The 16,259-nt window shown below is 61.6% G+C and carries 12 protein-coding genes; 3 read left to right on the forward strand and 9 right to left on the reverse strand.

Annotated elements, in window-relative coordinates:
• From addB to trxA, 3 genes are all read left to right on the forward strand, one after another.
• Positions 1-3,195: a double-strand break repair protein AddB gene (addB, locus tag ACMUVN_RS15990; RefSeq protein WP_414815278.1), complete on the forward strand. Its 3,195-nt coding sequence runs from the start codon at positions 1-3 to the stop codon at positions 3,193-3,195.
• Entirely contained in the window at positions 3,188-6,739 is a 3,552-nt protein-coding gene (gene addA / locus ACMUVN_RS15995) for a double-strand break repair helicase AddA (protein ID WP_414815279.1), read from the forward strand. Before addB ends, addA begins: the two co-directional genes overlap by 8 nt.
• Positions 6,740-6,813: 74 nt before the next feature.
• Complete coding sequence (gene trxA / locus ACMUVN_RS16000) at positions 6,814-7,134, forward strand: thioredoxin (RefSeq protein ID WP_063473894.1); 321 nt, start codon at positions 6,814-6,816, stop codon at positions 7,132-7,134.
• A gap of 71 nt (positions 7,135-7,205) precedes the next feature.
• On the opposite strand, the gene ACMUVN_RS16005 is transcribed toward trxA, so the two are convergent.
• From ACMUVN_RS16005 to ACMUVN_RS16045, 9 genes are all read right to left on the reverse strand, one after another.
• Positions 7,206-8,558 (reverse strand): bifunctional folylpolyglutamate synthase/dihydrofolate synthase, encoded by a 1,353-nt coding sequence (locus ACMUVN_RS16005; RefSeq protein ID WP_179867870.1) that lies wholly within the window; start codon positions 8,556-8,558, stop codon positions 7,206-7,208.
• Between the two features lie 27 nt (positions 8,559-8,585).
• A complete protein-coding gene (gene accD / locus ACMUVN_RS16010) occupies positions 8,586-9,491 on the reverse strand; it encodes an acetyl-CoA carboxylase, carboxyltransferase subunit beta (protein WP_047615946.1) in 906 nt (301 codons plus the stop codon).
• Positions 9,492-9,628: 137 nt separating this feature from the next.
• Positions 9,629-10,468: a tryptophan synthase subunit alpha gene (gene trpA, locus ACMUVN_RS16015; protein WP_047615944.1), complete on the reverse strand. Its 840-nt coding sequence runs from the start codon at positions 10,466-10,468 to the stop codon at positions 9,629-9,631.
• 3 nt (positions 10,469-10,471) lie between these two features.
• Positions 10,472-11,692 carry a tryptophan synthase subunit beta gene (gene trpB, locus ACMUVN_RS16020; RefSeq protein ID WP_063473892.1) on the reverse strand — a complete coding sequence of 407 codons (1,221 nt, stop codon included), beginning with the start codon at positions 11,690-11,692 and terminating at the stop codon, positions 10,472-10,474.
• A gap of 2 nt (positions 11,693-11,694) precedes the next feature.
• Complete coding sequence (locus tag ACMUVN_RS16025; protein ID WP_063473891.1) at positions 11,695-12,363, reverse strand: phosphoribosylanthranilate isomerase; 669 nt, start codon at positions 12,361-12,363, stop codon at positions 11,695-11,697.
• A gap of 75 nt (positions 12,364-12,438) precedes the next feature.
• Positions 12,439-13,197 (reverse strand): M48 family metallopeptidase, encoded by a 759-nt coding sequence (locus ACMUVN_RS16030; RefSeq protein ID WP_097544608.1) that lies wholly within the window; start codon positions 13,195-13,197, stop codon positions 12,439-12,441.
• A 108-nt stretch (positions 13,198-13,305) separates the two neighbouring features.
• Entirely contained in the window at positions 13,306-13,740 is a 435-nt protein-coding gene (locus ACMUVN_RS16035) for a DUF2852 domain-containing protein (protein WP_063473889.1), read from the reverse strand.
• A gap of 144 nt (positions 13,741-13,884) precedes the next feature.
• Complete coding sequence (locus ACMUVN_RS16040) at positions 13,885-15,162, reverse strand: polyhydroxyalkanoate depolymerase (protein WP_047615931.1); 1,278 nt, start codon at positions 15,160-15,162, stop codon at positions 13,885-13,887.
• 204 nt (positions 15,163-15,366) lie between these two features.
• The gene (locus ACMUVN_RS16045; RefSeq protein WP_047615929.1) at positions 15,367-16,209 is read right to left on the reverse strand and encodes a fumarylacetoacetate hydrolase family protein; all 843 of its coding nucleotides are present in this window, start codon (positions 16,207-16,209) and stop codon (positions 15,367-15,369) included.
• Positions 16,210-16,259 lie beyond the last annotated feature (50 nt).

The raw sequence follows: 16,259 nt of genomic DNA on the forward strand, positions 1-16,259 counted from the left end.
ATGGCGGAGCGGCACCAGCCACGCATCCTGACAATCCCGGCGGGTCTCTCCTTCCTGAAAACGCTGGCGACGACGCTTTGCGACGGCCGGCTGACGCCACTCTTCCGGCACGAGGCCGATGATCCGCTATCGCTGGCCAAGGTAACAATCTACCTGCCGACACGGCGCGCCGTGCGCGTTCTGCGCTCTGAATTCGTCGATCTGCTCGGCGGCCGCTCGGCGATTCTGCCGGTCATCCGTCCGCTCGGCGAAACCGATGACGACAGCGGTTATTTCGACGAGGCACTGCCGGCTACGATCGATCTCGCCCAACCACTGTCGAATACCGCCCGTCTTCTGGAACTGGCGCGCCTGATCCTCGCCTGGCGAAACAAGCTGCCTGAGATCGTCCGCCACATTCATTCGGACTCGCCGCTCGTCGCACCCGCAAGCCCGGCGGATGCGATCTGGCTCGCCCGCAACCTGGCGGAACTGATCGATTCAATCGAAACCGAGGATCTCGACTGGTCGGAGCTGTCGAAACTCGACACCGGCGACTATGCCGCCTGGTGGCAGCTGACGGCAGAATTCCTGCAGATCGCCAGTGCTTTCTGGCCGGAGCGGCTTTCGGAACTCGGCAAATCCTCGCCGGCGCGGCACAGAAACGCCATTCTCCGGGCCGAAGCAAGCCGGCTTTCGGCGACGAAACCCGCTGGGCCGATCATCATCGCCGGTTCGACGGGTTCCGTTCCCGCCACCGCCGATCTCATCGCCGCCGTCGCCAATCTGCCCGAAGGCGTCATCGTGCTGCCGGGCCTCGATCTCGTCATGCCCGAGAACCACTGGCAGATGGTCGCGCCGGAACCGGCGCCCGGCCAACATGCCAATCCGGCAAGTCGCAGCCATCCGCAATATGGCCTGTCGTCGCTGCTCAAGCGGCTGAAGCTGACGCGTGCCGACGTAACGCCCCTCGACGGACCGGAGGGCGATCTTGACCGGCGCGCCGAAATCCTGTCTCGAGCCCTCGCCCCATCGGAGGCGACCAGTGATTGGGGGGCATGGAAGAGCGGCCTGCCCGAGGGCACCCTGCCTTCAGCCTTCGCCGATGTTTCGCTGATCGAAGCCGCCAACGAACGCGAAGAAGCAACCGCGATTGCCATCGCGCTCCGGCTTGCACTGGAGAGGCCGGGACAGGACGGCGAGAGCCGGGCAGCACTCATCACGCCGGACCGCAATCTCGCGCGGCGGGTCATGGCCGAGCTTTCCCGCTTCGGCATCCTCGCCGACGATTCGGCGGGTACACCGCTTGCGGCCATGCCGCAGGGCACCTTGCTGCAATTGCTGCTCGAGGCAGCGCTGCGACCGGGCGATCCGGTGGCGATCGTCTCTTTGCTCAAACATCCGCTTGCCCGCTTCGGCCTGGAACGTGACGCATTGATTTCCGCTACCGAGGCGCTCGAGCTGCTGGCGCTGCGCGGCGGCGTGGCCGAGGTGGATATCAGCACGCTCGAGCCGCTGCTCACCCACCAACTTGCCGAACAGGCGCTGGACAGGCACGCGCCGCAATGGCGCAAAGCGCTTTCGCCTGATGCAGCCGACGCCGCAAACGACCTTGCCCGGCGGGTCACGCAGGCGACCGAGCCACTGGCGTCGGCACTGATGCGACACCGGCCGGAAGATCGCGGGAGAACTCTGAGCTTCACATTGTCCGAATGGGCGGAGCGCACCGGCCGTTCGCTCGAAGCGGTCGCGGTCGATCCGCAAGGCAATCTCGCCGATCTCTGGTCTGGTGAAGCGGGAGATGCACTCGCCGCCCTGCTCAGCGAGGTGATCGACACGGACGGCCAGATGGAGGCCGACGGACCGCAATGGATCGACATCATGGCCGCCCTTGCCGCCGGTCATGCCGTGAAGCCGCGGGCGCTCAGCCATCCCCGCCTCTTCATCTTCGGCACGCTGGAAGCCCGCCTGCAGAGCGTCGATACGCTGATCCTCGGCGGCCTGAACGAGGGCACCTGGCCGGGGCAGACCGCCAATAACCCCTTCATTCCACGGATGATGAAGACGGAGATCGGCCTCGAACCGCCGGAACGACGCATCGGCCAGCTGGCGCATGATTTCGAGATGGCAAACGGCACGCGCCATCTGATCTATTCGCGCGCGCTGCGCCAGGGCTCGACGCCGACCGTCGCCTCGCGCTGGCTGCAGCGGCTGCTGGCGCTCGGCGGAGAGGCGTTCGAAGCGGAATTGAAAGGGCGCGGCAACCGGTTCCTGCAATGGGCCGGCCTCATCGATCGGGGAGATAGCCAGACGCCGGCGCAACGACCCTCGCCGAAACCGCCGCTGGCATTGCAGCCGAAATCCTATTCCTTCAGCGAAGTCGGCCGGCTGCGCCGCGACCCCTACGCCATCTATGCCCGCCGCATCCTGCGTCTCGACCCCGTCGACGCGTTCAACCGCGATCCGGGTGCGGCCGAACGCGGAACGCTCTACCACAAGATCGTCGACCGGTTCATCCGCGAGGTTCATATTGCCGGGACACCGGATGCGGCAGCGGCCATGGAGCGCATCCTTTCCGAACTTTTCGACATGGAGCGGCTACCGCCGCATATCGATGCCGTCTGGCGGCCGCGCTTTCGCGAGGTGGCCCGCGCCTTCCTCGAATGGGAGGCCGGACGGCGGCATGGCATCCTGAAAACGTTGACGGAGGTGCGGGGCGGTATGGAGCTGGAGCCGATCAATATCCGGCTCACTGGCGTCGCGGACCGGATCGACATAACAGGACCACACTCGGCCGACATCATCGACTACAAGACCGGCTACAATCCCTCGCCGGCGCAGGCGCGCGTGCTTCTCGATCCGCAGCTTGCGCTTGAAGCGGCGGCCTTGAGCGCCGGCGCCTTCCGCGATGCCGGCAGCCGCGTGCCGCAAGACCTGCTCTATGTGCGTCTGCGACCCGGGAGCCGCTTCCAGGTCGATACGGTCAACAACGAAAACTCTGCCCGCAGCGACAAGGCGAAATCCGCGATGGATCTCGCCGCCGAATCGATCGATCAACTGGTCAAATTCGTGGGTTTGCTGCAATCCAGCGAAAGAGGTTTTACCGCGCGGCTGATCCCGGCCCAGCAATTCGATTTCGGCGGCGACTACGATCATCTGGCCCGCGTCTCCGAGTGGTCGACGGCCGAAACCGAAGAGGGCGGCGGCGATGAGTGATGTGACCGCGCTTCCCACCGACGACGATCCCGGCGCCTGGATCGGCTGGACGACCATCCAGCAGGCGATTGCCTCCGATCCGCTGCGTTCGGCGTGGGTTTCGGCCAATGCCGGCTCCGGCAAGACGCATGTGCTGACACAGCGCGTCATCCGGCTGCTGCTGGCCGGTGCGCGGCCTTCGGCCATCTTATGTCTCACCTATACCAAGGCTGCAGCCTCCGAAATGTCGAACCGGGTCTTCGAACGGCTGGCGGATTGGGTGGTGCTCGATGATGACGACCTTAGCCGGCGGATCATGCAGATCGAGGGTACGGCTCCCGACGGATTGAAGCTTGCCGAGGCGCGCCGGCTGTTTGCAAAGGCGCTGGAGACGCCCGGCGGGCTGAAGATCCAGACGATCCATGCCTTTTGCGAGGCGCTGCTGCATCAATTCCCGCTGGAGGCCAACGTTGCCGGGCATTTCTCGGTCCTCGACGATCGCGCGGCGGCATCCCTGCTTTCCGATGCGCGTCGGGCGCTGCTGACGGCAACGGCGCCGGAGAAAGACAGCGCCCTTGCCGAGGCATTCGCCTACGTGCTCAATCTCGGCGACGAATCCGGGCTGGAGAACCTGCTCGGCGATATCGTCGCCAACCGCAACGCCATTCGTCGTTTCACCGCGACGGCCGAACAGCAGGGCGGTATGGAGATGGTCCTGCGCCAAAAGCTCGGCCTTGCCGAAGGCGACACGGAAAGCCGGATCGCGGCGCAATATTGGCCTTTGCCGGAGCTTTCGGGCGGCATGCTGGAGCTTTATCTGTCGCTGGCCGACCAGAAGGGCGGCGCGAAGGCGCAGGAGGTTGCCTACGGCCTCAGGCTCGCCGGGCGGGAACGCGACGACGCAAGGCGCGCTGAATTTCTTGAGAAAATTTTTCTAACAGCCAAGGGCGAGCCGAAGGCGGACTCGCAATTCTCGGTCAAGGCGATGCTTGCCGAGGCACCCCAGCTGGCGGGCGCCATCGCCATTGCCCGCGCGCATGTCGCCGCAAGCCGCGATCGGCTGAAACTGATGCGGATGTACGGCGCCACGCATGCAGCACTCGTGCTCGCCGCCCGGCTGAATCACGACTACGAGGAGCTGAAGAAGCAGCGCAGCCAGCTTGATTTCGAGGACCTGATCACCCGCACCGCCGACCTGCTGACGAAAAGCGGCGTCGGTCCCTGGGTCCACTACAAGCTCGATCGGGGTATCGATCATATCCTCGTCGACGAGGCGCAGGATACCAGCCCGATCCAGTGGAGCGTCATCCAGTCGCTCGCCGAAGATTTCTTCTCCGGCGAAAGCGCCCGGCCGATCGTGCGCACGCTGTTTGCCGTCGGCGACGAAAAGCAGTCGATCTATTCCTTCCAGGGGGCGCGGCCCGAGCGTTTTTCCGAGGAAAGCGACCGAACGCGGCGGCGCGTGTCCGATAGCGGACAGAGCTTTTCCTCCGTCCGATTGCCGCTGTCGTTCCGCTCGACCGCCGACGTGCTCGAGGCCGTCGACCATATTTTCAAGACACCCGAGAACGCGCGCGGCCTCAGCGCGCTCGGCGAGCCGGTCGTGCACCGCTCCAGCCGCATCGGACATCCTGGCGCCGTCGACCTCTGGGAGATGGTCGCGCCGGAAACGGTGGTGAAGGAGGAAGACTGGACGGCGCCCTTCGACGCGACGCCGGAAAGCGCGCCGGCCGCAATCCTCGCGCGGCGGATCGCCCACTCGATCGGCACGCTCGTAGGCCGCGAGACGATCGTCGACAAAGGCAAAGAGCGCCTGATTGAAGCCGGCGACATCCTGGTGCTGGTGCGCAAGCGCGACGCCTTCGTCAATGCATTGACGCGCGCCTTGAAGCGCCGCGGCGACATTCCCGTCGCCGGCGCCGACAGACTGGTGCTGACCAGCCATATCGCCGTGCAGGATCTGCTGGCGCTCGGCCGTTTCCTGCTTCTGCCGGAAGACGATCTTTCGCTCGCCGCGGTGCTCAAGAGCCCACTTTTCGATCTTTCCGAGGACGACATCTTTGCGATTGCCGGCCTGCGCGGCGATAATGAGAGCGCCTGGAGCCATCTCAAAAGCTTCGCCGCCGACGGCACCGACCGCTTCCGCGTTGCCGTCGAAAGGCTGGAATTGTTCCTCCGGCAGTCCAGAAGCCTGTCGGTTCATGATTTCTATGCCCGTGTGCTGGGCAGCCATGGCGGGCGACGACAATTCCTTGCCCGTCTCGGCACCGAGGTCAGCGATATTCTCGACGAATTCCTGACCTTCACGCTCGACCACGAGAGCTCCGGCCTTCCCGGTCTGCAATCCTTCATCTCGACGCTTGAACTCGAAGCACCCGTGATGAAGCGTGAGCAGGACAAGGGGCGCAACGAAGTGCGGATCATGACGGTGCATGCTTCCAAGGGTCTTGAAGCACCGATCGTTTTCCTGGTCGACGGAGGTTCGAAGGCCTTCACCCATACTCATCTGCCCAAGCTTCGCCTGATCGAGACGGACGCCGACGAGCCGCCGATGCCGGTCTGGGTTCCTGTCTCCGATCTTTCCAATTCGCTGACGCAGGACGATGCGGCGCGGATCCAGATGCTGGCGGAAGAAGAATATCGCCGGTTGCTTTATGTCGCCATGACGCGTGCCGCCGACCGGCTGGTCGTCTGCGGCTATCGCGGCGTGCGCGTAAACAACGACACCTGGCATATGATGATCTCGACGGCACTGAGCGACGATCATCCACTTGTGAAGGCGACCACATTCTCCGGTCCCGATGGGGAATGGCCGGGCATCAAATGGCGTGTGCCGCGGGTGGAACGAAGCTTCGAGCGTGTCAACCGCAGCGAGGAGCGTGACAACGAGGAGAGTTTGCCGGACGGCCTGTTGCGGCCCTTGCCACCGCAGGCTGCGCTGCCCCGGCCGCTCAGCCCCTCCGGCGCCGGCACGATCATCGATGAAGACGAGGGCGGGTTGCTGGTCGTTTCGCCGCTGTTTACCGAGAAGCCGCGCAGCGATCGTTCACTGGAGAAGGGCAGACTGATCCATCGCATGCTGCAGGCGCTTCCCGACATTCCACCTGCCGAACAGCCCGATGCGGCGAGCCGTTATGCCGAACGGGCGGCTCGTTTCTGGCCGGAAGGCGAACGGCGCAAGCTTGTCGATTCGGTTCTGAAACTATTGGACGAGCAGGGCCTGCAGGACGTCCTCGGTGCGCAGGCCCAGCCCGAGGTCTCGATCATGGGAACGCTGACGCTCGAAGGCCGGCGCTATGCCGTCTCCGGCCGCATCGACCGGCTTGCCGTCCTTACCGATCGCGTCGTCATTCTCGACTACAAGACCAACCGGGTGCCGCCGGCAACGGAAGAGGCCATCCCCTTCGCGCACAAGGCGCAGCTCGCGATCTATCGCGAGATCCTGGCGCCGCTCTATCCTGATAAGCGGATCGACTGCATGCTTGTCTATACCGAGAACGCCTCGCTCTACACGCTGAGCGAAAAGGCGCTCGGTTTGGCGCTTGCAGGAGTCAAGACAAAGTGAAATACCGGACATTGAAAATTCGGCGCCGCACCATCACATGTGGTTCAACATCCAATTCGGTAAAGGAGCAGCCCATGGCTACCGTGAAAGTCGATATCAATAACTTCCAGTCGGAAGTTCTGGAATCCGCAGAACCCGTCGTCGTCGATTTCTGGGCTGAATGGTGCGGCCCGTGCAAGATGATTGCACCGAGCCTCGAAGAAATCGCCGTCGAGCTGGAAGGCAAGGTCAAGGTCGCCAAGCTCAATATCGATGAGAACCCGGAACTCGCCGCACAGTTCGGCGTGCGCTCCATTCCGACCCTTGCGATCTTCAAGGGCGGCGAAGTTGCCGATATCTCTGTCGGCGCCAAGCCGAAGACCGCCCTTTCGAACTGGATTTCGAACGCTGCCTGATTGATATCGCCCTGATGATATCGCATTGACGAAAAGCCCGGTTCCGACCGGGCTTTTTCAATTTGCAGGGTTCACTTCGGCGGCGTGCCGTTGTCGGAAAGCACATCGCCAACGAGATAGAGCGAGCCGCCGACCAGAATGCGCGGCGGCAAGGCTTCCGGATCAAGCACGGCTTTGATGGTTTCCAGCGCATCGCCGACCGTCGACATCGGTTCGGCAACCAAGCCCGCATCATAGGCGGCATTCGACAATATCACCGGATCGATCATCGCTTCGCTGCCGCGGATCGGCACGCAGAAAACCTTCTCGACCAAGCCGGCAAAGGCCCTGAAATAACCGACCGGATCCTTGGTGTTGATCATGCCGATGATCAGGAAAAGCGGCCGAGGCTGGCGCTCCTCGAAATTGGCCATGGCTTCGGCGATCACTTCACCGGCACCGGGATTGTGCCCGCCATCGATCCAGATTTCGGCGCCGGCAGGCGCATGCGAGAGCAGCCGGCCCTCGCTCAAACGCTGGAGCCGGCCCGGCCATTCGACCGAACTCATCGCCTTTTCCATCATCGTCTCGGTGACGGTGAAACCGGCCGCCTTGACGGCACGAATGGCGGCGGCGGCATTGGCATATTGGTGGCGACCGGGAAGGCGCGGCAGCGGCAGGTCGGCAAGACCGAACTCGTCCTGGTAGACGAGCCGGCCATATTCCTCATGCGCCATGAAATCCTGCCCGAAGACGGCGCTCGGGCAATGCAGCCGTTCGGCCGTCGACATCAGGACGTCGAGCGCTGCGTCATATTCCTGATGACCGATGACAACGGGAAATCCCGGCTTCATGATGCCGGCCTTTTCGACCGCGATCAGCTCCACTCTGTCGCCAAGATAGGGCTGGTGATCCAGCGAGATCGGCATGATCACCGAGACGGCCGGATCGGAAATGACATTCGTCGCGTCGAACCGGCCGCCGAGACCGACTTCGATGATCGCGGCATCGGCCGGATGTTCGGAAAACAGGATGAAGGTGACCGCCGTCAGGATCTCGAAGACGGTGATGTGCTGTCCTGCATTGGCATCGGCCACACGACGCACGGCCTCGGCGAAGACGGCATCATCCACGAGCTGTCCGCGTCCGCCTTTGACGCCGATGCGATAACGCTCGTGCCAATTGACGAGATGCGGCGAGGTGTGGACATGGGCGCTGTAGCCGCCGGCTTCGAGCAGGGCGCGGGAGAAGGCGGTAACCGACCCCTTGCCGTTGGTGCCGGCGACATGGATCACCGGCGGCAGTTTCCTGTGGGGATTGCCGAGCACATCGAGAAGACGGGTGATGCGATCGAGAGACAGATCGAACCCCTTGGGATGCAATCCCATGAGTTTGTCGATCTCCTGTGCTGCCTCACTCACCGCGGTTTGGCCTCTGGGTATCAATTCGGCACCCCGCCTGCTTATCGGTTATCAGGCGCTCGCCGCCAGAGCGATTGCGCCGCTATTCATGTTGTTCGCCGCCGAAACCGGCTTCTTCGTCAGGATCTTCAGGAGACGCGCCAGCGTTTCCGGAATATCGTGACGTTTGACGACCATATCGACCATACCATGCTCCAACAGGTATTCGGAGGTCTGGAAGCCTTCGGGTAGTTTTTCACGCAGGGTCTGCTCGATCACGCGCTTGCCGGCAAAGCCGATTTCAGCGCCGGGTTCGGCCAGATGAATATCGCCAAGCATGGCATAGGAGGCGGTAACGCCGCCTGTGGTCGGATTGGTCAGCACAACGATATAGGGCTGGCCGGATTCCTTGAGCATGTCGACGGCAACCGTCGTGCGCGGCAGCTGCATCAGCGACAGGATGCCTTCCTGCATGCGCGCGCCGCCGGAAGCGGGGAACATGACCAGTGGGCATTTTTCAGCCGTCGCACGCTCGAAAGCCTTGACGATCGCCTCGCCGGCGGCAATGCCGAGCGAACCGCCGATAAAATTGAATTCGTGCACGACAGCCACGAGCTTCAATCCCCGCACCTTCCCGACACCGGCGAGGATCGTATCTTCCTGCTCGGTCTTGAGGCGGCTATCGCGCAAGCGATCGCTGTATTTCTTCGAATCGCGGAACTTCAGCGGGTCTTGCACGACCTTCGGCTGCGGCAGCGATTCGAACTCACCATTGTCGAAAAGATCAATCAGACGGGCCTTGGCCGGCATCTTCATGTGATAACCGGACGCCGGAATGACCCATTTGTTGCCTTCCAGATCCTTGTGGAAGACCATCTCGCCCGTTTCCGGGCACTTGATCCAGAGATTCTCCGGCACTTCGCGACGGCCCAGCATGGAATTGATCCGCGGGCGAACGTAGTTGGTGATCCAGTTCAACTCGAATACTCCTGATTGACCAGAGCGGTTCAGCTTTTAACGGAAGCGGCGAACCGCTCTATCCTTTTGTACGCAATTCCGGACGGAAAACCGCTGCACAGTTTTGCGCGACATGCCTGAGTGCCAATGTGGGCAAACTATTCGGCAGCAACAAGGCGCGCCGAACGTGTTCCCGTGGAAAGGCCGCGCACCAGCGTGGCAACGGCCTGAACCGTGTCCGCCGTTGCCTTTCCGTCATTCGTCAAGCTGGTCGCGACCTGATTGACGATCGCGGTGCCGACAACAACGCCGTCGGCCGAACCGCCGATAACCTTTGCATGTTCCGCCGTCTTGACGCCGAAGCCGACGCAGACGGGCAGCTTGGTGTGCTGCTTGATGCGCTCGACAGCGCCCGAAACCAGCGACGGATCGGGCAGCGCCGAACCGGTGATGCCGTTCATCGAGACGTAATAGACGAAGCCGGAGGTATTCTTCAGCACCTTCGGTAGGCGCTTCTCATCCGTCGTCGGCGTCGCCAGGCGAATGAAATTGATGCCCTTGCGGATCGCCGGAATGCAGAGCTCGTCATCCATCTCGGGCGGCAGGTCGACGACGATCAGGCCATCGATGCCGGCGGCGAGCGCGTCGTCGAGGAATTTCTCGACGCCGTAAATATAGATCGGGTTGTAGTAACCCATCATCACGATCGGCGTCGCATCGTTGGTTTTGCGGAAATCGGCCGCCAACTGCAGCGTCTTCTTCAGCGTCTGGCCGCCTTTCAGGGCGCGCTGGCCGGCCAGCTGGATCGCCGGGCCGTCAGCCATCGGATCGGAAAAGGGCATGCCGAGCTCGATGATGTCGGAGCCGGCCTCCGGCAGCGCCTTCATGATGCCGAGCGAGGTGTCATAATCGGGATCGCCGCCCATGAAATAGGTGACAAGCGCCGGACGGCCCTCGGCCTTCAGCTCGGCAAAGCGTTTATCCATGCGTGCGGTCATGTCTTACAGTCCCATTCCCAGAATCTTGCCGACGGTGAAGATGTCCTTGTCGCCACGGCCGGAGAGGTTCATCAGGATGATCTCGTCCTTGCCCATCGTCGGTGCGCGCTTGATGACCTCGGCAATCGCATGCGAGGGCTCGAGCGCCGGGATGATGCCTTCGAGGCGGGTCAGCGTCTGGAAAGCCTCGAGCGCTTCGTGATCCATGATCGGCACATAGTCGACGCGGCCGGTGTCGTTCAGCCAGGAATGTTCGGGGCCGATGCCGGGATAATCGAGACCGGCCGAAATCGAGTGGCCTTCCTTGATCTGGCCGTCGCCATCCTGCAGCAGATAGGTGCGGTTGCCGTGCAGCACGCCCGGTGAACCGGCGGTGATCGAGGCGCAATGTTCGTCGCCCTGCAGGCCCCTGCCGCCGGCTTCGACGCCGACGATCTTAACAGAGGGATCGTCGAGGAAGGGATGGAAGATGCCGATGGCATTCGAACCGCCGCCGACGGCAGCGACGACCAGATCCGGAAGACGGCCTTCGGCCGCCAGGATCTGCTCTTTCGCTTCGGTGCCGATCACCGACTGGAAATCGCGGACCATCTCCGGATAGGGATGCGGACCGGCTGCCGTTCCGATCAGGTAATAAGTATCCTCGACATTGGTGACCCAGTCGCGGAGCGCCTCGTTCATGGCGTCCTTCAGCGTCCCGCTGCCTGCCGTCACCGGTTTGACTTCCGCGCCGAGCAGCTTCATGCGGAATACGTTCGGCGCCTGACGCTCGACGTCGGTGGCGCCCATGTAGACGACGCAGGGAAGGCCAAAGCGGGCGGCAACGGTCGCAGAGGCGACGCCATGCTGGCCGGCACCGGTTTCGGCGATGATACGGGTCTTGCCCATGCGCTTGGCAAGCAGGATCTGGCCGATGCAGTTGTTGATCTTGTGCGAGCCGGTGTGGTTCAGCTCCTCGCGCTTGAAATAGATCTTTGCGCCCCCGAGTTCGGCCGTCAGCCGCTCCGCGAAATAGAGCGGGCTCGGGCGACCGATATAATGTGCGCCGAGATGCTTCAATTCGGCCTGGAATGCCGGATCGTTCTTCGCCTTGTTCCACTCGTCCTGCAGATCGAGGATCAAAGGCATCAACGTTTCGGCAACGAAACGACCGCCATAAATACCAAAACGGCCGTCTTCATCGGGGCCGGAACGGAAGGAATTCGGTTTAGGCGTCTCGTTCACTCTCAACTCCCTGAGGCCATGACAGGCGCATTCGCCTTCTCGACCGCGTCAAAAAATTCATCGATCTTCGCGACGCTCTTCACGCCAGGCGCAGTTTCGACGCCTGAGGAAGCGTCAATGCCCGGTGCTTTGGTGATGAATAGCGCATCCGCGACATTGTCCTTGTTCAGCCCGCCGGAAAGCATGTAGTCGACGCTGCCGTCAAGCCAAGCGAGAAGGCTCCAATCAAAGGAAACACCATTGCCGCCTGGCAATTCGGAACCCTTCGGCGGCTTGGCATCGAAGAGGAAACGATCGGCGATGCCGATATAGGCCTCGACGCGCTTCAGATCGTCGGCCGTGCGCACCGGAAGTGCCTTCATCACAGGCAGACCATAGACCGCCTTTATGGTCAGCACATGTTCGGGGCTCTCGTTGCCGTGCAGCTGCAGCATGTCCGGCTTCAACAGCGATACGATCTCATCCAGTTCGTCATTGGTGGGATCAACGACGACGGCGACGATTTTCGCCTTGCCACGTGCAGGTTCGGCAAGTTTTGCCGCCAGGTCCGGCTCGATATAGCGCGGGCTTTTTTCGAAGAAGATAAAACCGATATGGGTCGCGCCGCGTTTCAGTGCGCGATCGACAGCGTCGGGCGTCTTCAAGCCACAGATCTTGATATCCGGTTTCATGGCAGCGAAGTGACACGAAATGCGGCAAGAGTCGAGCCAATTTGCATGGAAAGCTGTATTTAGCGCGGCTTTGGGCTAATCGAAATCGATGGCGTGCAACTGGCTGCCGTGCCGCTTCAGCCAGGATTTCGCTTCTTCCATATCCGGGCAAAGCTTCTTGCAAAGCGCCCAGAACCGCGGCCCATGATTCATTTCCTTGAGATGGGCGACCTCATGGGCGGCGAGATAATCGATCACCGCGGGCGGCGCCATGACGATGCGCCAGGAAAAGCTCAGATTTCCCTCCGACGAGCACGAGCCCCAGCGGCTGCGGGTATCTTTCATCGAGATCGAGCGGATCGGTGCCCGGATCGCTCCGGCATGCATGGTGGCCAGTCTGGCGAGATCGGCGCGCGCTTCCTTCTTGAGAAAGGTCGCGATGCGCCGTCCGACATGTTCCGGCATGCCGCTGACGCGCAGCACCGGCCTGCCGTCTTTCAAGACCGCCTCCGTCAGCCCGCGCAAGCCGCCGGTATGCTGGATGTGATGGGAAACGCCGCGAAACAGAATTTGGCCGCCGTCGCGCAGGCCGGTATCGGTCGAAAACTTGGCAAGCTTGGTGAGCAACCAGCCCTGGTGGCGATCGAGGAAGGCATTGACCTCACGCGTCGCGAGGCCCCTCGGCACCGTCATCTTCAAGGCCCGGCCACCCGGTTCGATACGCAGCGTGATGCGCGTCGCCCGGTCATGCTGCTTGATGGTCAACGGCATCAGCCGGCCGGCGACGTCGAGCGTCCGCGTTTCGGGCGCAACCGGCTTTCGCGCTTTCGGCCTTGTCTTCAGAAGCGGAAACATGGCTGTTTTCTATCCGATTCGCCGCGGAATCTAAACGATTTAACAGGCAGGCAGACATGGAAAAACCGGCATCGGAAGATGCCGGTCATCAATTGATGGTTCAGGCGTTCACGGCGTCTGATATTCAGCGACCGGGCCGTTGTCATCGCGCTTGGCGTTCTTGCGGTCGCGCATGAAGCGGTCAAACTCTTCCTGATCCTTGGCGCGGCGGAGTTCACGCATGTAAGCGTCAAATTCCTCGCGCATTTCGTCGAGCTTGCGGCGCTCTTCCTCGATCCGGTCAATCTCGGCCTTGCGCCAGTCGTCGAAGGCGACGTTGCCGGTCGAGAAGTGCGGGCGGTGCCGTCCATGCGGGCGGCGGCAGGATGCAAAGAAGCCATCGGTCGCCTGGTTGACGTCACGCTTGAAGCCGCGCAGACGGTCGCCGAAGATGATGTAGGCAAGCATGGCGAGACCCAGAGGCCAGAAAACCATGAAGCCGAGAATCATCAGGGCAATGGTAGCCGGAGTCCAATCCGGTCGAAGCAATGCTGACTGGTTCATCGTGCGGGTATCCTCGCTTTCCGCGCCCGGCAGGATACCGAACGCTGAAATCGATGTGGTTACCGCAATAGGTGCCTTCAAGACGATTGCCCGCGAAATCGGACAAGGCCTTGAATCCGTTTTGCTAATTCAGCTGTCCCTGAATCAGCCCGTCCGACCGCCCTTGATGACACGCGGGACCGGAGGCTTAACGGCCGAACGGGAATGCTGGCGGACGAAATTGATGATGCGCGGCGCAATCTCGCGGCGGAAACGCGAACCGTTGAAAACGCCATAATGGCCGACATCCGGCTGGAGATAATGCATACGCATATCTTCGGGAATGTTCACGCAGATGGTCTGCGCCGCCTTTGTCTGGCCGACCCCCGAGATATCGTCATTCTCACCTTCGACGGTCAGAAGCGCCACCTTGCGAATTGCCGCCGGATCGACGCGTTTGCCGCGATGCATCAACTCGCCCTTCGGCAGTGAATGCTTGATGAAGACCTCCTCCACCGTCTGCAGATAGAATTCGGCGGTCAGATCCATGACGGCGAGATATTCGTCGTAGAAATCGCGATGTTTTTCCGGTTCGCCGTCGTTCTTCACGAGATGCATGAAGAATTCCTTGTGCGCGACGAGATGGCGATCGAGGTTCATCGACATGAAGCCCGAAAGCTGCAGGAATCCTGGATAGACCGGGCGCATGAAACCCGGCTGCGGCCAGGGCACGTTCATGATGACATTGTCGGAGAACCACTGCAGCGACCGCTCCTGCGCGAGCTTGTTGACCGCCGTCGGGTTGATGCGCGTGTCGATCGGGCCGCCCATCAGCGTCATCGATGAGGGCGACAGCGGATCATTGGCTTCCTCCATCACGGCTGCGGCTGCCAGCACAGGGACGGAAGGCTGACAGACGGCGATGACATGCGTGTCATGGCCGAGGAAATGCAGCATCTCGATGACATAATCGACGTAATCGTCGAAATCGAACGTGCCTTCCGTCATCGGCACCATGCGGGCGTCGATCCAGTCGGTGATGTAGACATCCGCACTCGGCAGCAGCGCCTCGACCGTACCGCGCAGCAGCGTGGCATAGTGGCCGGACATCGGCGCGACGATCAGGATGCGCGGGTCATTGCCGCGGGCCGGCGGAACATTGCGGGCGAAATGCAGGAGATTGCAGAAAGGTCGCGACCAGATGATCTCTTCGCGGACGGACACTGTCTGATCACCGATCGTGGTCTGCTTCAGTCCGAATTCCGGTTTGCCGTAGCGCCGCGTCGTGCGTTCGAACATTTCGAGGCTTGCCGCCATCGTCCGGCCGAACGGCGTGTGGGCGAACGGGTTCAGCGGATTGGCATAAGCAAACCGCATGATATCGGCCGCGGCGCGAAACGGCGCCATGGCGGCATGGTTCAATTCATAAAGCTGATAAAACATGGAAGGCGCCACCTTTCTCTATCGAAAAGATGACGCCGATTGAAAGGCATCGAGTCTTTTCGCCATGCGGGCACGTAACGCAGACTAACAGTTTTTTGTTGCACAGCAACATGGACGAGCCAGACCCACACAAGAAATGCCGCAGAATTGATCTCCGGCATCATCATCAGCCTGAAAACTTAAGTTTCTCAGCACGAAGCGTTGTTAACGATCCGCTACGAAGGTCTGCTTCTGCGTGCCGAGACCTTCGATGCCGAGTTCGACCACGTCGCCGGCCTTGAGATAACGCGGCGGCTTGAGGCCCATACCGACGCCCGGAGGCGTACCGGTCGAGATCACGTCACCGGGATGCAGCGACATGAACTGGCTGAGGTAGGAGACGAGGAAAGCAACGCCGTAAACCATCGTCTTCGACGAGCCGTTCTGCATCTTCTGGCCGTTGACCGTCAGCCACATGCCGAGGTTCTGCGGTTGCGGAATTTCATCCTTGGTGACGAGCCAGGGGCCGATCGGGCCAAAGGTGTCGCAGGATTTGCCCTTGGTCCATTGACCGGACCGCTCGGTCTGGAAAGCGCGCTCGGAAACGTCATTGGAGACGCAATAGCCGGCGACATAATCCAGCGCTTCGGCTTCCGTTACATATTTGGCAGTTTTGCCGATGACAACGCCGAGCTCGACTTCCCAATCGGTCTTTTCCGAACCGCGGGGGATGATGACATCGTCGTTCGGCCCGACGATCGCCGATGTTGCTTTCATGAAGATGATCGGCTCGGGCGGCACGGTCGCACCGGTTTCGGCAGCGTGATCCGAATAATTCAAGCCGATGCAGATGAACTTGCCAGTGCCGGCGACGCAGGCGCCGATGCGGCCCGGTGCGATTTCCGGAAGGCTCTTTGGATCGATCGCCGCAATCCTGGCAAGGCCTGAGGGCGTGATCGCCTCGCCGCCGATATCGGCGACATGACCGGAGAGATCGCGGATCTTGCCATCGGCATCGAGAAGCGCGGGTTTTTCACTGCCTGCTTCGCCAACACGCATCAGCTTCATGGAAATTCCTCCTCATCGAAAACGGATTTGCAACCACCTATGAACGAATT

It is taken from the genome of Rhizobium sp. IY2, from assembly GCF_047532935.1.
Lineage (GTDB): Bacteria > Pseudomonadota > Alphaproteobacteria > Rhizobiales > Rhizobiaceae > Rhizobium > Rhizobium anhuiense.